Genomic DNA, 18,538 nt, shown 5'->3' on the forward strand with positions numbered 1-18,538 from the left:
CGGAACATCAAACCTACTCTGGGTGGATATAAGGAATAACAACTATGAGCATACAAAGACCCAATACCCTGCTTGGCGAGTGCCTCGCCGAGTTTATCGGCACCGGCCTGCTGATCTTCTTCGGTGTCGGCTGCGTGGCCGCCCTGGTGCTGGCTGGCGCCAACTTCGGGCAATGGGAAATCTCCATTACCTGGGGCCTGGGTGTCGCCATCGCCATCTATGTCAGCGGTGGCATCTCCGGTGCCCACCTCAACCCTGCCGTGACCCTGGCACTGATGACCTTCTGCGGCTTTGACAAGCGCAAGGTGGTGCCCTTCATCATCGCCCAGATAGCCGGGGCATTCGCCTCCGCCGCCCTGGTCTACGCCCTCTACAGCAACCTGTTCACCCAGTGGGAGCTGACCCACAACGTGGTGCGCGGCAGCGTCGAGAGCCTCGGCACCGCAGGCATCTTCTCCACCTACCCCAATGCCCTGCTCTCCAACATGCAGGCTTTCGCGGTCGAGATGGTGATCACCGCCGTCCTGATGCTGGGCATCATGGCACTGGGTGACAACAACAACGGCGCCCCCAAAGGCTTCGCCGCCGCCCTGCTCATCGGCATCCTGATCGCGGTGATCGGCGCCTCCCTCGGCCCCTTGACCGGCTTTGCCATGAACCCGGCCCGTGATTTCGGCCCCAAACTGTTCGCCTTCGTGGCTGGCTGGGGTGACGTGGCCCTGACCGGTGGTCGTGACAACCCCTACTTCTGGGTCCCCATCCTTGGCCCCATCGTCGGCGCCCAGATCGGTACCGCCCTGTATGTGAAAGTGCTGGCTCCCTGCGTCCCGGGCAACCGCGTCGCCACCGAAGAAGCCTCCAAGCTGTCTAACAAAGAAGAGGCCGCCGCCTGAGAGCGGCCCTCCCCAACGTGTAACAACGTGGAAAATAAAAACGTGGAGAACATCATGTCTGCTGAAAAGAAATTTGTCGTTGCGCTGGACCAGGGCACCACCTCCTCCCGTGCCATTGTCTTCGATCAGGACGCCAACATAGTCGCGACCTCCCAGCGCGAATTCACCCAGCACTACCCGAAAGCGGGCTGGGTCGAGCACGACCCCATGGAGATCTGGGCGACCCAGTCCTCCGTCTTCACCGAAGTGCTGGCCAAGAGCGGCCTGCACAGCGAGCAGATCGCCGCCATCGGCATCACCAACCAGCGTGAAACCACCGTCGTCTGGGAAAAGGCCACCGGCAAGCCCATCTACAACGCCATCGTCTGGCAGTGCCGCCGTACCGCCGCCATCTGTGAAGAACTGAAAGCGCGCGGCCTGGAAGAGTACGTGCGTGAAAACACCGGTCTGGTGCTGGATGCCTACTTCTCCGGCACCAAGGTGAAGTGGATCCTGGACAACGTGGAAGGGGCCCGGGAGAAGGCAATGAACGGCGAGCTCTTGTTCGGCACCATCGACACCTGGCTGGTGTGGAAGATGACCAACGGCGAGGTGCACGTCACCGACCCGACCAACGCCTCACGCACCATGCTCTACAACATCCGCGACCTGAAGTGGGATGAGCGCATGCTGGACGAGCTGGGCATCCCCGCCTCCATGCTGCCGCAAGTCAAACCCTCCTCCGAGGTCTATGGCTACACCACCCGTGGCGGCGGCGCCCGCATCCCCATCGCCGGTATCGCCGGTGACCAGCAGTCCGCCCTGTTCGGCCAGCTCTGCTTCGAAAAAGGGATGGCCAAGAACACCTACGGTACCGGCTGCTTCATGCTGATGAACACCGGCACCGAGCCGGTTCGCTCCAGCAACGGCCTGCTGACCACGGTCGCCATCGGCCCGAAAGGGGAAGTGAACTACGCACTGGAAGGGGCGGTCTTCATGGGCGGCGCCACCATCCAGTGGCTGCGCGATGAGCTCAAGATCATCCACGATGCCCGCGATACCGACTACTTCGCGAGCAAGGTAGGCGACACCAACGGCGTCTACCTGGTGCCGGCCTTCGTGGGCCTGGGCGCCCCCTACTGGGATCCGTATGCTCGCGGCACCATGGTCGGCCTGACCCGTGGCGCCAACCGCAACCACATCATCCGCGCTGCGCTGGAATCCATCGCCTACCAGAGCCGCGACGTACTGGATGCCATGCAGCAGGACTCCGGCATCAAGCTGGCGGCCCTCAAGGTGGACGGCGGCGCCGTGGCCAACGACTTCCTGATGCAGTTCCAGGCTGACATGATGCACACCCCTGTGGTGCGTCCGACCCGCATCGAGACCACCGCCATGGGCGCCGCCTTCCTGGCCGGCCTCGCCGTGGGCTTCTGGAAGAGCTCCGAAGAGCTGGAAGACAAGTTCAGCGTGGACCGCGAGTTCATTCCGCAGATGGACCGCGACGATCGCGCCAAGCGCTACAGCGGCTGGAAGAAGGCGGTGGAACGCTCACGCCGCTGGGCCGAAGAGGAGTGATGGGGTAACCGACGCATCCTTGAGATGAAAAAAGCAAAGAGGCCGACAGCGATGTCGGCCTCTTTATATTGGCGCTCGCAAGCCCCTCGGCCCCCTCCCCTTGAGGAGTGGGAAAAGATGGCCCCTCCCTCTCGTGGAGGGGAAGGGTGGGAGGGGATTGGCCCTGTCGGAACACGCCTAGAGCGCGTGGTTGCCGAGCTGCTCTTTCAGGAAATCGAGCCAGACCCGCAGCCGGATGTCCCGCTGGGCATCGGAGTAGAAGACCGCATGGATGGGGCGCGAAGCGCCGCTGTTGCTGCGGGCCAGCACCTCCACCAGCGCCCCGCTCGCCCTGTCATCCCCTGTCATGAAGTCCGACAGGCAGACGATCCCCTGCCCCGCCAGCGCCAGCTGACGTAAGGTTTCCCCGCTGCTGGCCCGCAGGGTCGGGGTGATGGCGAACCTGTCCCCCTGCTCCTCGCTCAATAGGGGCCAATGATTGAGGTGATCGGGGTGCAAAAAACCGAGCAGCTCGTGGCCAGCCAGCAAGTCAGCCGGCTGGCGCGGGGTACCGCGTGCCTTCAGATAGTCGGGGGAGGCCAGCAGCCGCAGCCGCGAGCGGCCCAGCGGCAGGGCCCGCAGGGAGGAGTCCGTCAGCTCGCCGATGCGAATGGCCATGTCCACCCGCCGCTCCATCAGGTTGATGAAGCCCTCTGAGCTGTGCAGTTGCAGCTCGATGGCGGGGTAGCGGCAGCGAAACTCGCCGATGATGGGCACCAATCTATGCAGGATGAAGGGGGTGGCGGCGTCCACCCGCAATATGCCCTCCGGCTGCTCCCGGCGCATCAGCAGCAACCCTTCCGCCTCGCTCATCTCGGTCAGGATCTTCACCGCCCGCTGATAGAACCAGCTCCCCTCCTCGGTCAGGCTGACCCGCCTCGTGGTGCGGTTGAGGAGCACGGTGGCGAGCTTCTCTTCGAGGCGCTTGATGCCGCGGCTCACCACGGAGTTGTCCATGCCGAGATTCTCCGCCGCCTGGCGAAAGCTGCCCGCCTCCACCACCGCCACAAACAGGGTCAATTCATCGGAATGGGTCTTCATTGTTGTCATCCTGGCAAGAGTAATGGGTCTTTATAGGTACAATGGCCGGGAGTTGGCAAGACAGGCGTCGCTTCGTATCGTGACGCACCACCTGTTTTATCTGCGCCCTTGCCAGTACAATGCCGCCAACCGGCACCGTATGGCGCCACACCATGACAGGGACGATCCATGACATTCGACAACAGGCTGGCCGCCGCCCATCGGGAGCTGACCGAGAAGGGGGTGCAAACGCTCAACTACAACCCGCCGATCATCTGGCTGCTGCGAAAGGCGGGGTTCACCATCAGGCCGCCCCACTACGAACGCTTTATGATCAACGTTCTTGCCCTGGGACTCCCCATCGGCGCTATCTGGGGGGTGTTGATGTGGTGCCTCGGCTGGCAGGATGAGGTGAGCCTGGGGTTTGCCCTGCGCCAGAGCCTGCTGTTTGGCATCGGGCTCGGTCTGCTGATGGGGACCTGGTTCTGGTTTCGGCGCAAGCGGCTCAAGCTGACCCCCTGGGACGCCTTGCCCCACTCCACAAGCCCCACGCAAAAACGCTGACAACCGAAATAATCACCGACAAGGAGAGCCCATGACCAGGGCCCATGAAAAACTGAACTATGTGGAGTTTGCGGCCAGGGATCTTGCCGCCACCAAGGCCTTCTTCACCGCCGCCTTTGGCTGGCAGTTTGCCGACTACGGCCCCGATTATTGCGCCTTCGAGGGAGAAGGGCTGGATGGCGGCTTCTACCGCGCCGAACTGTGCAGCCAGAGTGCTCAGGGCGGGGCGCTCCTGGTGTTCTACAGCGCCGATATCGAGTCGACCCAGAGCAAGGTAGCCGGCGCAGGGGGCACCATAGTGCGCCCCCTGTTCGATTTTCCCGGTGGCCGCCGCTTTCACTTTGTCGAGCCCAGCGGCAATGAATTTGCGGTCTGGTCCGAACCGGCCAGCGCCTGATAATACTCCGCCCTCCCCCTGGCCCACCTGCACCACGACCAGCCATGGGGAGGCCACATTGCTGCACTCACCTCAATAGTGTTTTGCGACTGCTGCCCTGTATCCCCCAGTCTGGGGCGGGCATACTGACTCCCGTCTTAACGAGGAGGTTCAGATGCCATCCCCCCTGATTGTGATTGCCCAGCTTGACGCCAAACCCGAATTCGCCGCCCAGTTTCGAGCCGCCCTCGAGCCGCTGATCGCCGCTACCCTGCAAGAGCCAGGGTGCCTTCGCTACCAGTTGCATCAGAGCCTGGAGAGCCCCCATAGCTGGATGCTGTACGAGGAGTGGGAGAGTGAAGCCGCCCTGCTCGCCCACCAGCAGCAGCCCCACTACATCGCCTTTGCCAGCCTCGCCTCCCCCTGGTTTGCCAACCGGGTCGTGAGCCGCTACCGGCGCGCCTGACTGCCTCCGCCCTCGGCGCAGGCAAAGCCCATCATTTGAGCGTAGAAACACTAACCTGAGGAATTTGATGATGAAGATGCCCAACCTGGGTCTTGGAACCTTCCGCCTGAAAGATCAGCCACTTCGCGACTCCCTGCTCCAGGGGCTGGAACTTGGCTACCGCCATATCGACACCGCCCAGATCTATGACAACGAGGCCGAAGTCGGCCAGTTGATGAGCGAGAGTGGCGTGCCCCGCCAGGATATTTACCTGACCACCAAGGTGTGGACCAGCGAGTTCGGTCCGGGCAAGGTGATCCCGAGCCTGGAAGTGAGCCTGGAAAAACTCAGCACCGACTATCTGGATCTGGCGCTCATTCACTGGCCCTCCCCCCAGGATGAGGTGCCGATGGCGGTCTATCTGGAGCAGCTCGCCGAGGCCAAAGCCCGGGGCCTGACCCGGGAGATCGGGGTCTCCAACTTCACCGTGGCCCAGCTTAAAGAAGCCATCAAGATTTTGGGGCCGGGCGCCATCGCCCACCAGCAGGTGGAGATCCACCCCCTGCTGCAAAACCGCAAGGTGGTGGAGTTCTGCCAGGCCCACGGCATCGCCATCACCGCCTATATGCCACTCGCCTATGGCAAGGTGCTCACCGAGCCGCTGCTGATGGAGATCGGCAAGCGCCACGGCGTCTCGGCAGCCCAGGTGTCCCTGGCCTGGCTGCTGGCCCAGGGCATGACGGTGATCCCGAGCTCTACCAAACGGGAGAATCTGGCCGCCAACCTGGCTGCGCTGAAGGTGCAACTCAGTCGCGATGAGATGGCCGCCATCGCCACCCTGGATCGGGGTGAGCGCTGCGCCAACCCGGACTTTGCGCCGAATTGGGATTAAACCATGGCCTCTCGATTTGGCGGTGGATAGCGGCGACCCTCACGAACAGACTGCAACCACGGGCTATCCCCTCTCCCTATGGGAGAGGGTGAGGGCAGGCTCTTCTATTCAGGTCATCAGGCCTTCAACCAGATAGCCCCCTCATCCCCAGCCCTTCTCCCGCAAGGGGAGAAGGGAGCAAAGAAAACCCGACACCATCGACGAGAACCTGAGCGGGAGGCACTGTGCCTCCCGTTTTTTTGTCTCAATACCGGGCGCGACTGCCACCTTCCCTTGCCCTTTCCTCTTTGTGCCCCTGCCTTTTTGTCCCCAGCTTCCTCTATACGCCTTGCCTCTATACGCCTTGCCTCTACAGGCTTTGCCTCTGCATTCACTTGTGCTGCATGGCCGTGTGTGTCTCGCGGCCTCGCCCACTCCCGGAACCCCATTTCACGGCCCCATTGCTGCTGATTTGGCAAAAGTAATTTGACGTTGCCGTCATTTTTACCAACAAACACCCTCGGCATACTGGCGCCATTCTCCCGTCGGGAGTCCCAATCCAAGGAGTTGTTATGCCACTGGCGTTATTTGCCCTCACTTTAAGTGCCTTTGCCATAGGCACCACCGAATTCGTGATCGTGGGGCTCATCCCCACCATCGCCGAGCAGCTCAATGTCTCGCTCCCCTCGGCAGGCCTCCTGGTCAGCCTCTATGCCCTTGGGGTGGCCATCGGCGCCCCCGTGCTCACGGCGCTTACCGGCAAGCTGCCGCGCAAGTGGCTGCTGGTGGGGCTGATGGCCCTCTTCACCGTCGGCAACCTGCTGGCCTGGCAGGCCCCCGGGTACGAGAGCCTGATTGTGGCCCGCATCCTCACCGGGCTGGCCCACGGGGTCTTCTTCTCGGTAGGCAGCACCATCGCCACGGGTCTCGTGGCCAAAGAGAAGGCGGCCAGCGCCATCGCCATCATGTTCAGCGGCCTCACGGTCGCCCTGGTGACCGGCGTCCCGCTTGGCACCTGGATTGGTCAGGTCTTCGGCTGGCGCGAGACCTTCCTGGTGGTGAGCCTGCTCGGCCTCGTCGCCATGGTGGGCAGCATGCTGCTGGTACCGGGGAACCTGCCGAAGGGGGCCGCCTCCAGCGTTCGCGAGCAGCTCTCGGTGCTCACCAGGAAGCCCTTGTTGCTGGTCTACGCCAAGACGGCGCTCGGTTACGGCGGTGCCTTCACGGCGTTTACCTTCCTCGCCCCCATCCTGCAACAGGTGAGCGGCTTTAGCGCCGGCGCGGTCAGCCTCATTCTGCTGGTGTACGGGGTATCGGTCGCCGTCGGCAATATCTGGGGCGGCAAGCTCGCTGACCGGATGGGCCCATTGCCCGCGCTGAAGCTGCTGTTCGCCGGGCTCGCCGTGGTGCTGCTGGTGCTCACCTTCACCGCACCGCACCCGGTGCTGGCGGTACTGACCGTGCTGGTGTGGGGCGCCTTCGCCTTTGGCAACGTGCCGGGTCTGCAGGTACTGGTGGTGAAACAGGCCGAGCGCCACACCCCCAATGCCGTGGATGTGGCCTCCGGCCTCAACATCGCCGCCTTCAACGTCGGCATTGCGCTGGGCTCCGTGGTCGGCGGTTTCGTGGTGGAGCACCTCGGCCTGATGCACACCCCCTGGATTGGCGCCCTCATCGTCCTGCTGGCCTACGGCCTCACCCATGTCAGCGAAGCGGGCGAGCGCCGCGCCGCCCTTGCCTGACCCCGGGCAAGCAAAAGGCCGACACCCTGTGTCGGCCTTTTTCATGGGCAAGATGCGAGGCTCAGGGCTCCTTGAGATCCTCATCGGCAGCCCAGCGCGCCTCCAGCCAGAGCAGGTTGACCAGCCCGCAGAGCAAGGCGAACCCCAGCCCCAGCAACCAGGTGAAATACCACATATCGCGTTGATCCTTGTGTTGAAGCGGATTAGTAGAGGCTGTGGCCGTGCTGGCGCACCTGTTCGGCGCTGACCCTGCCGCGCACCACCCGATAGACCCAGAGGGTGTAGCCGATGTTGACCGGCATCAGTACCCCGACGATCCCCAGCATGATAAGCAGGGTGCGCTCGCTGGAGGTGCTGTCCCACAGGGTCAGGCTGCTGGCCGGATCCAGGGACGAGGGCAGCACGAAGGGGAAGAGCGCGATGGCCACGGTCAGCATCATGGCGGCGCAGGCACCGCCGCTGGCCACGAGCGCCAGCCCGGACTTGCCGAGGCGGCTTGCCAGCGCGCACACCAGGGGCAGCAGGAGCCCGAGCACAGGCACGGCCCAGAGCACCGGATGGGCGACAAAGTTGCCAAGCCAGCCCGCCGGCACCGCCACCACCTCTTTCATCAGCGGAGTGAGGGCGCCGTTGAGATCGCCGATGGCCGTGATGCGATACCCCGCCATCTCTCCAAGCCAGACGCCGCCAAGGGCAAAGAGGGCGCTCGCCAGGGGGCCGAGCCAGAGGGCGAGGCGGGCGCTGCGCGCCGCTATGGCCCCCAGGGTCTTGCACTGCAGGAAGCTGGCACCGTGCAGCAAGAGCAGCGCCAGCGCCGTTCCCATGGCGGTCAACAGCAGCGGCCAGTGGAACGCAAAGGCGCCATGGTGGATACGAAGGGCCGCATCGAAGCGAAACGGCAGCCCTTGCAGCACCAGGCCAAGGGTGGCACCAAACACCAGGGTCGGCAGCAGACCGCCCACCACCAGGGCACGGTCCCACCAGCGGCGCCAGACCGGGTCCGGCAGCTTGCTGCGATAGTCAAAGCCCACCGGGCGCAAAAAGAGACCGAACAGCAGGAACATGAAGGGCACGTAAAGTGCCGAGAAGGCGGCGGCATAGACCAGGGGCCAGGCGGCAAACAGGGTGCCGGCACCGGCGATGAGCCACACCTGGTTGCCCTCCCACACCGGCCCCACGCTGTTGAGCAGCACCCGCCGCTCGTCATCCGTCTTGCCGACCACGGGCAGCAGCATGCCGACCCCGAGATCGAAGCCATCCATCACCACGAAGCCGACCAGCAGGAAGAGCACCAGCCCCCACCAGATCACTTTCAGGGTTTCGTAATCCATCAGGCAGGACTCCCGTTTTGCAACACTTCACCTTGATAACGACCCGTCTGCAGGCTGGCAGGCCCTTTGCGGATCACATGACGCAACAAGAACAACTCCACCACCAGCAGGCTGCTGTAGATGAGGAAGATGGCGATGAGGCTGAACCAGAGCTGCCCCGGTTGCAGCAGGGAGACGGAGGCCGACACCGGCAGCACGTCGCTGATGGTCCAGGGCTGGCGACCGAACTCGGCCACGAACCAGCCCGCCTCGATGGCAATCCAGGGCAGCGGAATAGACCAGAGCAGGGCCCTGAGCAGCCGCGGGGATTGCACCAGCCTGCCCCGGCACAGCTGCAGGAAGGCGGCGGCAAAGAGCGCCAGCAGCGCCACGCCGATGCCCACCATCAGGCGAAAGCTCCAGAACAGCGGCGCCACCTGGGGGATGGAGTCCTCCACCGCCTTGGCGATGGCCCCCTCGTCCGCCTTGCCAATCTCCTTGGCATAGGGGGTGAGCAAGAGGCCGTAGCCCAGATCGCCGCGGTGGCGCTCGAAGGTGGCGCGGGCCGCCTGGTTGCTGCCATCTGCCCGCATCGCTTCGAGCGCATCGTGGGCCAGCATGCCGCTGCGAATGCGCGCCTCATGCTGCGCTTTCAGATCTTTGAGGCCCGTCACCTGCTCATCCAGGGAGCGGGTGGCGATGATGCCCATCAGATAGGGGATCTTGATGGCCGCGTGGGTGGTCTCGGCACGCTGATCCGGCAGGCCGAACAGGGTGAAGGAAGCCGGGGCGGACTCCGTCTCCCACTCCGCCTCGATGGCGGCGAGCTTGACCTTCTGCACCTCCCCCGAGCGATAGCCCGACTCGTCCCCGAGCACGATGACCGAGAGGATGGCCGCGAGGCCAAAACCCGAGGCGATGGCAAAGGATCGCAGGGCGAAGCGCACCTCCATGCCGCGCAGCAGATACCAGCTGCTCACCCCCATCACGAACAGGGAGGCCGCCACATAGCCCGCTGCCACCGTGTGGACGAACTTGACCTGGGCCACCGGGTTGAAGATGACCGCGGCCACGTCCACCAGCTCCATGCGCATGGTCATGGGGTTGAACTCGGCGCCGACCGGGTTTTGCATCCAGCCGTTGGCGATGAGGATCCAGAGGGCGGAGAGGTTGGAACCGAGCGCCACCAGCATGGTCACCAGCAGGTGCTGACCGCGGGAGAGCTTGTCCCAGCCGAAGAAGAAGAGGCCCACCAATGTGGATTCGAGGAAGAAGGCCATCAGCCCCTCCACCGCCAGCGGCGTGCCAAAGATATCGCCGACATAGTGGGAGTAATAGGCCCAGTTGGTCCCGAACTGGAACTCCAGGGTGATCCCGGTGGTCACCCCCATCACGAAGTTGATGCCAAACAGCTTGCCCCAGAAACGGGTGATGTCCTTGTAAATCACCTTGCCGGTCATCACGTAGGCCGACTCGGCGATCACCAGGATCCAGGACAGCCCCAGGGTGAGGGGCACAAACAGAAAGTGGAACATCGCCGTCGCCCCGAACTGTATTCGGGAGAGGCTGACCACATCATCCAGGCTTATCATGCATGACTCTCTATGTTGCATTTAACGGACAGGTTTTCGCCCGCCAAGTACACCATGGTCCATGACACCTATAACAGATGCAGTTATAGTGAAAAACACCTATAACAGTTTGGGCCCACCATGTCCCGCTACGGCCAGTTGGCAGACCAGCTGCAACAGCAGATCACGAGCGGCCTCTGGCAGCCGGGGGAGCGCATCTCCTCCATCCGCCAGAGCTGCAAGACCCACGGCCTCAGCCCCATGACGGTACTCCAGGCCTATCAGTTGCTCGAAAGCCGGGGCCTCATCCTGGCGCGGCCCCAGTCCGGCTACTACGTCAAGGCCGCGAGCACGGCCCGGCGGGAGAGTCAGCCCCAGCAGGCCCGCTACAGCGGCTCGGTGGACATCAACGATCTGGTGTTCGAGGTGCTGCAGGCGAGCAAGTCACGGGAGCTGGTGCCCCTTGGCATGGCGGTGGCGGACCCGACCCTCTTCCCCCACCCCCAGCTCGGTCGGGCCCTCGGCAGTTGCATGCGCCGCCTCGATCCCTTCAGCACGGTGGCAGATCTGCCCCCCGGCAACGAGGCACTGCGCCGCGCCATCGCCCGGCGCTACGCCGGCGAGGGGATGGCGGTGGATCCCCAGCAGATCATCATCACCACGGGGGCCATGGAGGCGCTCTCCCTCAGTCTTCAGGTGCTGACCGAGCCCGGCGACTGGGTGGTGGTGGAGTCCCCCACCTTCTACGGCGCCCTGCAGGCCATCGAGCGGCTCAAGCTCAAGGTGGTGGAGATCCCGGTGATCCCCGGGGTGGGCATCGATCTCGCCCTGCTGGAGGAGGCCCTCGCCCAGCGCCCCGTCAAGGCGTGCTGGCTGATGGGCAATGTGCAGCACCCCCTCGGCCACACCATGCCCGATGAGCACAAGCAGGCGCTGATGGGTCTGCTCAACCGCCATCAGGTCCCCCTGGTGGAGGATGACGTCTATGCGGAGCTCTATGTCGGGCGCGAGCGGCCAAGGCCCATCACCCATTGGGATGCGCGGGGAGAGAGCCTGCTGTGCGGCTCCTGGACCAAGTGTCTGGCACCGGGCTTTCGGGTCGGCTGGGTGGTGGCGAAGCGCCACGCCGAGCGCATCCAGCGGCTGCAACTGATGTCGACGCTCTCGACCAATGTGCCCAGTCAGCTGGCGCTGGCCGACATGTTGCGCCAGGGCGGGGTGGACGCCCACTTTCGCCGCCTGCGCCACACCCTGGCCCAGCGTCAGCAGCAGATGCGGGCAGCCCTGATGCGCCTCTTCCCCGAGGCGCGTATCTCCTCCCCCGACGGGGGCTACTTTCTCTGGCTCGAATTTGACGCCCGCCTCGATGGCCGGGCGCTCTATGCCAGCGCCATCGAGCAGGGGGTCTCCATCGCCCCCGGGGCCCTCTTCTCCAGCCAGGGCCAGCACAACCACTGCCTGCGCCTCAACAGCTCCCATCCCTGGAGCCCGCAGCTGGACGCGGCGCTCAACCAGCTTGCGGGCCTCATCGCCCGGCAACGGGAAACCTGGCAGAGCCCCCCTGACGCCTCACACGACAAGGGCCCGTAACGGGCCCTTTTGCAAGCGAATGCGCCTTACCTGGCCATGGTCTGTGACTGGGCCTTGAAGCCCAGTCGCTCGTAGAGGGCCCTGGCCCGCTCGTTGAAAGCCATCACCTCCAGGCGCAACTGGCTTGCGCCCCGTGCCTTGCCCCACTGGTCCCCGTGGGCGATCAGCGCCCGGCCGATGCCCCGGGAGCGCTGCCCCTCATCCACCACCACGGTCGTGATGCGGCAGACGGGCAGCTTGCTGAGAAAGGGGACACTCTCGTTGAGGTCGATGCGGGCGGTGAGAAAGCCCGCCACCTCCCCCGCCACCACCGCCACGCAGAAAAGACGCGCCTCGTCGGCAATGGCGCCGAGCAAGAAGGCCCTGTCCTCCGGGGACGGGGGGCAGAACACCTCGGGCACCTGCTCGAAGTGGAGCTGACCTATCTGCCGGTTCAGGGCCAGAATGGCGTCGATATCCTGTTCAGTTGCCTTGCGAATGTCCACCTGATGCTCCTTGCAGTGAGGGTCGCCAGCGAGGAAAGAGGCTTGGCGGTCACCCTTTGGAACCCGCATCTTATCGGCTCGTCACGGCAATCAACAGCCCCCGGCAACGACAAGGCCCCATGACGGGGCCTTGTGGACAATCCTGATGGCAATGCGGGCTCAGCCCGGCGCCCCCAACTGGGCCACCTGGCGCTCTATGCTCCCCTTGAGGTTGTCATCCAGCTTCAAGGCGCGCGCCAGCTCGTCCAGATAACCGCGCTCCATGAAGTGATCCACCTCGATGGTGAGCAGGGAGGCGAGGTAGACCTCGGTCGCCAGCTCCATGTCGGTCACTTCTCGCGCCAGGACATGGGGGTCGAGGGGGCGGGAGAGCTCGGCGTCAATCCAGCGGGCCGCATCCCGCTCCCCCTGTTCGGTCAGGTACTCCTGGATCTTCTGGCGCTCGGCGGCATCGATGTGGCCGTCGGCCCGGGCCGCCGCCACCATGGCGCGCACCAGCAGATTGGCGCGGGCATCCAGGGCCTTGCCCTCCAGGGTGTCCAGGGGCTGGGTCGGCTGGGCCGGGGTGGACTGCTGGGTCTGCCAGTCCTGATAGAGTTTGTAGGCCAGCCCCCCGAGAGCCGCCGCGCCCCCCACCGCCGCCACCTTGGTGCCATATTTGCGCATCTTCTTGTTGCCAAGCAGCAGCGCCATGGCCCCGGCGGCCAATCCCCCCTGCGCCATGCCCTTCATCTGGGCCTTGCGCGTGTCACCACCGTCGTTGAGCCAGCCCTTGCCAGCTCCCATCAATTGCTCCAGCATCTGTTTCATGGGGCCTCCTCCCTCGCGTGATGAGTCATGCTGGGCCGCCTGCGCTGAACTCAAGGTGAATGACGGCGCAGACAAGAAGAGGCGCTGGTTGGATCAGTGCCAGCCCCGCCCACTGCTATTGTCCCCGGGGGACAGCCAAGGAGTCCCCCCTTGCCTCGACATAAGGAAGTACCATGAGCGCCCGTGAACTGACCCTGCAATTTCTCGCCGAACCCGCCGACGTCAACTTTGGCGGCAAAGTCCATGGCGGCATGGTGATGAAGTGGATTGACCAGGCCGGCTACGCCTGCGCCGCCGGCTGGTGTGGCGGCTATGCCGTCACCGTCTATGTGGGGGGCATCCGCTTCTTGCGCCCCATCCAGATAGGCCAACTGGTGGAGGTACACGCCAAGGTGATCCACACCGGTACCACCAGCATGCACCTGGCGGTGGATGTCTACAGCCGCCATCCCACCGACCCGGAGCGGCGCAAGACCACCCACTGCATCATCATCTTCGTGGCCATGGACGAGCAGGGCAAACCCACCCCGGTGCCCCAGTGGCAGCCGGTGAGCGAGAACGATCTGCAGTTGCAGCAGTACGCCAAAAAGCTGATGGCCCTGCGCGAGGAGCTGGACAAGGAGATGCGCCAGCACATGTGACCCGTCCCGCCCCGGGCAGCCGGGGCGTGTCTTCGCGCCGCCGGGCGCTATAATGGCGACCACCCTTGCCCTTGAGAACCCAAGATGTCCCTGGAAAATGCCCCCCCCGAGGTCCAGCTCGCGGTGGATCTGATCGAACTGCTGGAAACCAACCACATCGCCCCCGCGCTGGCCCTGGCGGCACTCGCCATCGTTCGCCGGGATTATGAGCGCAAGCTCGAGGAAGGTCGGGAGGCCTGAGCGCCCCCGCAGGAGGCACCATGTCAGCACCCATTCGCATCGAACAAGGCCGCGCCATGCTCCTCGGGGGGTTGCGCCGTCACCACCCCTTCGAGCAGGGGGACTTCGCCGGCCAGTGGCGCGACCTCAGCGCCCTGCTTCCCCTGCCGGGGCAGCTCGGGGAGCACGCCTATGGCGCCATCTGCGCCGCCACCGACACCCACTGCGAATACCTCTGCGGGGTGGAGGTCGCCGCCCTGGAGGTGCTGCCTCCCGGGCTTGGCCGCATGCGCATCGCCCCCCAGACCTACGCCATCTTCTTGCATCAGGGGCATGTCACGACCCTGCCGCACACCTGGCGCCAGGCCCTGGCATGGCTCGCGCAATCGGACTATCAATCTGCCCAGCAGCCGGATTTCGAGCGCTACGGCGCCCGCTTTGACGCCGCCACCGGCAGCGGCGAAGTGGAAATCTGGCTCGCCGTGGTACCAAAACAGGCCCTGGCCTGACCCCTGGCCGCCCGGGCTACCTCGGCCCCATCACCTCGTCACAGAGCGCGATCAGCGCCTCCCCCAGCCGGGCGAGGGGCTCGCTCGTGCCCGGCCCCTGGTGCAGAGCCAGCTCCACCGAGCGCACTGCAGGCCAATGGGCCAGCACCACCTGATCCGGTTGCAACAGGCGCGCCGGCAGCAGGCTGACCCCGATCCCCGCGCTCACCGCCCCTTGCAGGCTGGCGAGACTGCCGCTCACGTAGGCGATGCGCCAGGGGATCCCCTCGGCATCCAGGGCGTCGGTCATCTGGCGCCGGTAGAGCCCCTCGCTTGGAAACACCACCAGAGGCAGGGGGTCGCGCCCGGCGGCGGGCCACTCCCGGCTGTCAACCCAGGCCAGGGGCTCGCGCCAGCGGGCGATGGGCTCCCCCTGGCCGCGCCCCTGCTTGATGAGGGCCAGATCCAGCTCTCCCCCTTCGAAGGCCTGCCACAGGGCATGGCTGAGATCGCTTTGCACCTCCAGCCGCACCTGCGGGTGCGCGCGGGCGAAGGCGGCCAGCACCGGGGTCATGGCCCCCGCGGCAAAATCCTCCGGCACCCCGAGGCGCAGGGGGTGGCTCGCCTCGCTCACCCGCTCCCCCGCCCGGGCCAGCAGCCCCAGGATGCGGCGCGCCAGCCCGAGCAGGGTCTCCCCCTGGGCCGTGGTCACCACCTGGCGACCGGATCGGTCGAGCAGGGTGCAGCCCAGCTGCTGCTCCAGGCGGCGCATCTGCTGGCTCAGGGTGGACTGGGTGAGGTGGATACGCTCGGCGGCGCGGGTAAAGCTGCCGGTTTCGACGATGGCGACGAAGCTCTGCAGCAATTGGGGGTCCAGCAGGGGGCGCTCCATGGGCAATCTCCATTTATAAAACCACTGGAAGTCATTTTATCATTTAATTTCCAAATGATGCGGCGACCCTCTAGGCTGCTGTCCTCCCCCTTTTTTGCCAGGATATGACCATGCCACCCCCTTCCCAGTCCGGTGCCCGCCTCCTCAACTCCCTCACCGCCGCCTCGGCCCCCAGCCATCAGGAGTGGCTGGAGCAGGCCCTGCACCTGGCCCTGACCCATCGCCAGCAAGGGGGGCGCCCCTTCGCCGCCCTGCTGGTGAGGGAGAACCGGCTGGTGGCGAGCGCCGTCAACCGCATGCTGGAGGCGGGGGACCCCACCCGTCACGCGGAGCTGGAAGCGCTGCGGGAAGGGAGTCGCCAGGGGCCGCTGGCCGGGGCCATCGTCTATGCCAGCGGGCACCCCTGCCCCATGTGCCTGTCGGCCCTGGTGATGAACGGCATCCAGGCGGTCTACTACGCCTTTGACAACGACGATGCCGCCCCCTTCGGCTATGACAGCCGCGCGGCCTACGCGGCCCTGCGACTGCCCCTGTGCCCGCCGCCCCTGCCCCTCATCAAGCTGGCGAGCCCCATCGCGGCCGAAACCCTCTACGGTCCCCTGCCCCATGCATAAGCGCCGCCTCCCCCCGGGCAGCGGCGCCTTGCTGGTGCTGGTGATCCTCATCGCCCTCAACCTGCGCCCCTTCCTCACCGCCATCGGCCCCCTGGCCCCTCGCATCGACGCGAGGCTGGCCCTCGGGGTAGATACCCTGGCCTGGGTCACCCTGCTGCCCCTCTGGCTTATCGGGGTCGGCGTGCTGCTCACCCCGGCGCTCCTGGGTCGCACGGGCCCGCGCCCCCTGCTCGGGACGGCCCTGCTGTTGCTCGCCCTTGGCAGCGCCCTGCGCGTCGATCTGGCGAGCGGCGCCCTGCTCATCGCCAGCGCCGCCCTGTGCGGGCTGGGCTCGGCCCTAGTGCAGGGGGTACTGCCCGGCCTCATCAAGGAGGGGTTCGCCCAAAAGGTGCCCCTGGTGATGGGGATCTTCTCCGCCTGCATGATGGGGGGCGGGGCGCTCGGGGCCGTGCTCACCCCGCGCCTTGCCGAGTATCTGGACTGGTCTCGGGCGCTGGCGCTCTGGGGCCTGCCGGTGCTGCTGGCCCTCGGCTGGCTGGCCTGGCGGGTGCCCCTGCCTGCCCCGGCCAGCACGCCCGCCCCCACCGGGGAGCAGCGGCTGCTCCCCCTGCCCCGCACCTGGCTGCTCATCGCCTGCTTTGGCATCATCAACAGCGGCTACGGCATCGTCGTAGCCTGGCTGGCCCCGGCCTACATGGCGGCGGGCTGGAGCGCCCAGCAAGGGGGCGAGCTGGTGGCCTGGCTCGCCCTGGCCCAGACCGCGAGCGGCCTTGGCCTGCCCCTGCTGGCAGCCGGTCGGCTGGACCGCCGCCCCTGGATGGCGCTGGCCATCGCCATGCAGCTGGCGGGCTTTGGCGGCCTCTGGCTCGCTCCTCAGACCGCCCCCCTGCTCTGGTGTTTGCTGTGCGGCGCCGGGCTTGGGGGGAGCTTCTCCCTCATCATGGTGATTGCGCTGGATCACCTGCCCGACCCGCGCCGGGCGGGCGCCCTCTGCGCCCTGATGCAGGGCGTCGGCTTCATGGTGGCGGCTACCGGCCCCTGGGTGGCGGCCCGCCTGCACCATGCAAGCGGTGACTTCGCCGCCGCCTGGCAGTGGCAGCTCGGCGCCCTGGTCCTGATGAGCCTGCTGGTGGTGCGTCTCAACCCGCGCCACTACCCAAGGGCCATGGGCCTGCCCCCGGAGCAGGCCATGGCTGTGCAGACGGCAGGCCACAAACCTGCCTGATCCGGCGAGCACCGGCCTTGGGGGCCAGAAAGCACAACACCGGCCAAGGCCGGTGTTGTGCATCAGGGTGCGGGAAGGCCTGGCGCTCAGCGCCCCTTCTTCTGGCGCCCGCCCTGCCCTGGCCGCGGTTTGCCCGGGGCGGGTTTGCCCCCCTTGCCGGGCGCGCTTTTACCTGCTGCCCCTTTGCTGGCAGCCCCTTTGCCCGCCCCGCCCTTGCCTGCGGGGCTCTTCTTCTCGAAGGCCTCGGGACCCGGCACATTGGGCCGCCCGCCAATCTCGTGATCGTCGCTGCGCCGCGGCTTCTTGCCCTGGGCCGGGGTGCCGGCCGCAGCCGCCTTGGGCTTGGCAACCTGAGCCCCCTTGGCCGGTTTCGCCTCGGAGGAGGAGTCCTCAATGAGCTTGAACAGCTCGATCAGCTCGTCGTCGGTGAGGTCGCGCCACTCCCCCACCGGCAGCCCCTTGAGGCTGACGTTCATGATGCGGATGCGCTCGAGCTTGGTCACCTCGAAGCCGAAGTGCTCGCACATGCGGCGGATCTGGCGGTTGAGCCCCTGCACCAGGGTGATGCGAAACACGAAGGGCGCCTCTCGTTTCACCTTGCACTTCTTGGTGACGGTGCCGAGGATGGGCACCCCGGCCGCCATGCCCCGGACGAACTCGTCGGTCACCGGCTTGTCCACGGTCACCAGGTACTCTTTCTCGTGATCGTTGCCCGCCCGCAGGATCTTGTTCACCAGATCCCCGTGGTTGGTGAGGAAGATGAGCCCCTGGGAGTCCTTGTCGAGGCGACCGATGGGGAAGATGCGGGTGCTGTGGTTGACGAAGTCGACGATGTTGTCCTTCTCCCCCGCCTCCGTGGTGCTGACGATGCCCACCGGCTTGTTGAGGGCGATGAAGACCAGGCTGTCGGCTTCGCGCGGCTCGATCACCTGACCGTTGACCTTGACCAGATCCCCGGCAAACACCTGATCTCCCACCCCGGCCCGCTTGCCGTTGATGAAGACGTTGCCCTGCTCGATGAAACGATCGGCCTCACGACGGGAGCAGATGCCGCTCTCGCTGATGTATTTGTTCAGGCGCATGGATTCATCGGCCAGCATGGGTCACCTCCCGGGTCGGATGGGCCTTGAGAATGGCTGGCTGGATCAGCCGCGCTGTGGTCGGGTTCGTCTGCATACAACTCCAT

At 65.6% G+C, this 18,538-nt stretch carries 21 protein-coding genes; 13 read left to right on the top strand and 8 right to left on the bottom strand.

Annotated features, from left to right (window positions below; genetic code table 11):
• The first annotated feature begins 44 nt into the window (after nucleotides 1–44).
• Together ACPW74_RS12145 and glpK are read left to right on the top strand one after the other, a co-directional pair.
• Nucleotides 45–893, top strand: a complete 849-nt coding sequence (locus ACPW74_RS12145) for an MIP/aquaporin family protein (protein WP_049636802.1) — start codon at nucleotides 45–47, stop codon at nucleotides 891–893.
• Between the two features lie 54 nt (nucleotides 894–947).
• Entirely contained in the window at nucleotides 948–2,450 is a 1,503-nt protein-coding gene (gene glpK / locus ACPW74_RS12150) for a glycerol kinase GlpK (protein WP_010674229.1), read from the top strand.
• 177 nt (nucleotides 2,451–2,627) lie between these two features.
• On the opposite strand, the gene ACPW74_RS12155 is transcribed toward glpK, so the two are convergent.
• The gene (locus tag ACPW74_RS12155; protein WP_049636801.1) at nucleotides 2,628–3,530 is read right to left on the bottom strand and encodes a LysR family transcriptional regulator; all 903 of its coding nucleotides are present in this window, start codon (nucleotides 3,528–3,530) and stop codon (nucleotides 2,628–2,630) included.
• Between the two features lie 168 nt (nucleotides 3,531–3,698).
• On the opposite strand from ACPW74_RS12155, the gene ACPW74_RS12160 reads away from it, so the two are divergent.
• The 5 genes from ACPW74_RS12160 to ACPW74_RS12180 all read left to right on the top strand — a co-directional run bounded on the left by ACPW74_RS12160 (nucleotide 3,699) and on the right by ACPW74_RS12180 (nucleotide 7,507).
• Nucleotides 3,699–4,073, top strand: coding sequence for a DUF6404 family protein (locus ACPW74_RS12160; RefSeq protein ID WP_049636800.1), 375 nt, complete (start codon nucleotides 3,699–3,701; stop codon nucleotides 4,071–4,073).
• A 31-nt stretch (nucleotides 4,074–4,104) separates the two neighbouring features.
• Nucleotides 4,105–4,470 (top strand): VOC family protein, encoded by a 366-nt coding sequence (locus tag ACPW74_RS12165; protein ID WP_049636799.1) that lies wholly within the window; start codon nucleotides 4,105–4,107, stop codon nucleotides 4,468–4,470.
• Between the two features lie 154 nt (nucleotides 4,471–4,624).
• A complete protein-coding gene (locus ACPW74_RS12170) occupies nucleotides 4,625–4,915 on the top strand; it encodes a putative quinol monooxygenase (protein WP_041212774.1) in 291 nt (96 codons plus the stop codon).
• A 67-nt stretch (nucleotides 4,916–4,982) separates the two neighbouring features.
• Nucleotides 4,983–5,786, top strand: a complete 804-nt coding sequence (gene dkgB, locus ACPW74_RS12175) for a 2,5-didehydrogluconate reductase DkgB (protein WP_049636798.1) — start codon at nucleotides 4,983–4,985, stop codon at nucleotides 5,784–5,786.
• A 551-nt stretch (nucleotides 5,787–6,337) separates the two neighbouring features.
• Entirely contained in the window at nucleotides 6,338–7,507 is a 1,170-nt protein-coding gene (locus tag ACPW74_RS12180; protein WP_042865230.1) for an MFS transporter, read from the top strand.
• Between the two features lie 61 nt (nucleotides 7,508–7,568).
• On the opposite strand, the gene ACPW74_RS12185 is transcribed toward ACPW74_RS12180, so the two are convergent.
• The 3 genes from ACPW74_RS12185 to ACPW74_RS12195 are packed head-to-tail and all read right to left on the bottom strand — an operon-like array spanning nucleotide 7,569 to nucleotide 10,409.
• A complete protein-coding gene (locus ACPW74_RS12185) occupies nucleotides 7,569–7,682 on the bottom strand; it encodes a CydX/CbdX family cytochrome bd oxidase small subunit (RefSeq protein ID WP_010674207.1) in 114 nt (37 codons plus the stop codon).
• Between the two features lie 28 nt (nucleotides 7,683–7,710).
• A complete protein-coding gene (gene cydB, locus ACPW74_RS12190) occupies nucleotides 7,711–8,838 on the bottom strand; it encodes a cytochrome d ubiquinol oxidase subunit II (RefSeq protein ID WP_049636797.1) in 1,128 nt (375 codons plus the stop codon).
• A complete protein-coding gene (locus ACPW74_RS12195; protein WP_049636796.1) occupies nucleotides 8,838–10,409 on the bottom strand; it encodes a cytochrome ubiquinol oxidase subunit I in 1,572 nt (523 codons plus the stop codon). Before ACPW74_RS12195 ends, cydB begins: the two co-directional genes overlap by 1 nt.
• A gap of 120 nt (nucleotides 10,410–10,529) precedes the next feature.
• On the opposite strand from ACPW74_RS12195, the gene ACPW74_RS12200 reads away from it, so the two are divergent.
• A complete protein-coding gene (locus ACPW74_RS12200; protein WP_049636795.1) occupies nucleotides 10,530–11,978 on the top strand; it encodes a PLP-dependent aminotransferase family protein in 1,449 nt (482 codons plus the stop codon).
• Nucleotides 11,979–12,004: 26 nt separating this feature from the next.
• Here ACPW74_RS12200 and ACPW74_RS12205 read toward each other — a convergent pair whose 3' ends face one another.
• Both ACPW74_RS12205 and ACPW74_RS12210 read right to left on the bottom strand, forming a co-directional pair.
• Nucleotides 12,005–12,463 carry a GNAT family N-acetyltransferase gene (locus ACPW74_RS12205; RefSeq protein ID WP_039038605.1) on the bottom strand — a complete coding sequence of 153 codons (459 nt, stop codon included), beginning with the start codon at nucleotides 12,461–12,463 and terminating at the stop codon, nucleotides 12,005–12,007.
• A gap of 159 nt (nucleotides 12,464–12,622) precedes the next feature.
• Nucleotides 12,623–13,273, bottom strand: a complete 651-nt coding sequence (locus ACPW74_RS12210; RefSeq protein WP_042015902.1) for a tellurite resistance TerB family protein — start codon at nucleotides 13,271–13,273, stop codon at nucleotides 12,623–12,625.
• A 173-nt stretch (nucleotides 13,274–13,446) separates the two neighbouring features.
• On the opposite strand from ACPW74_RS12210, the gene ACPW74_RS12215 reads away from it, so the two are divergent.
• The 3 genes from ACPW74_RS12215 (at nucleotide 13,447) to ACPW74_RS12225 (ending at nucleotide 14,642) form a co-directional block, all read left to right on the top strand.
• Nucleotides 13,447–13,914 (top strand): acyl-CoA thioesterase, encoded by a 468-nt coding sequence (locus tag ACPW74_RS12215; protein WP_049636794.1) that lies wholly within the window; start codon nucleotides 13,447–13,449, stop codon nucleotides 13,912–13,914.
• An 84-nt stretch (nucleotides 13,915–13,998) separates the two neighbouring features.
• Nucleotides 13,999–14,154 carry a pleiotropic regulatory protein RsmS gene (gene rsmS, locus ACPW74_RS12220; RefSeq protein WP_010674200.1) on the top strand — a complete coding sequence of 52 codons (156 nt, stop codon included), beginning with the start codon at nucleotides 13,999–14,001 and terminating at the stop codon, nucleotides 14,152–14,154.
• A gap of 20 nt (nucleotides 14,155–14,174) precedes the next feature.
• A complete protein-coding gene (locus ACPW74_RS12225; RefSeq protein ID WP_049636793.1) occupies nucleotides 14,175–14,642 on the top strand; it encodes a GyrI-like domain-containing protein in 468 nt (155 codons plus the stop codon).
• 16 nt (nucleotides 14,643–14,658) lie between these two features.
• Here the strand turns inward: ACPW74_RS12225 and ACPW74_RS12230 are convergent, their stop codons facing one another.
• Nucleotides 14,659–15,501: a LysR family transcriptional regulator gene (locus tag ACPW74_RS12230; RefSeq protein WP_029314296.1), complete on the bottom strand. Its 843-nt coding sequence runs from the start codon at nucleotides 15,499–15,501 to the stop codon at nucleotides 14,659–14,661.
• Between the two features lie 116 nt (nucleotides 15,502–15,617).
• Here ACPW74_RS12230 and ACPW74_RS12235 point away from each other — a divergent pair, with 116 nt between their 5' ends.
• A complete protein-coding gene (locus ACPW74_RS12235; RefSeq protein ID WP_041212766.1) occupies nucleotides 15,618–16,127 on the top strand; it encodes a nucleoside deaminase in 510 nt (169 codons plus the stop codon).
• Nucleotides 16,120–17,352 carry an MFS transporter gene (locus ACPW74_RS12240; protein WP_049636792.1) on the top strand — a complete coding sequence of 411 codons (1,233 nt, stop codon included), beginning with the start codon at nucleotides 16,120–16,122 and terminating at the stop codon, nucleotides 17,350–17,352. The genes ACPW74_RS12235 and ACPW74_RS12240 overlap by 8 nt, the downstream gene beginning before the upstream one ends.
• A gap of 86 nt (nucleotides 17,353–17,438) precedes the next feature.
• Here ACPW74_RS12240 and rluF read toward each other — a convergent pair whose 3' ends face one another.
• Nucleotides 17,439–18,452: a 23S rRNA pseudouridine(2604) synthase RluF gene (gene rluF / locus ACPW74_RS12245; protein WP_010674196.1), complete on the bottom strand. Its 1,014-nt coding sequence runs from the start codon at nucleotides 18,450–18,452 to the stop codon at nucleotides 17,439–17,441.
• Nucleotides 18,453–18,538 lie beyond the last annotated feature (86 nt).

This window comes from Aeromonas sp. INTO2, from assembly GCF_049860605.1.
GTDB lineage: Bacteria > Pseudomonadota > Gammaproteobacteria > Enterobacterales > Aeromonadaceae > Aeromonas > Aeromonas caviae.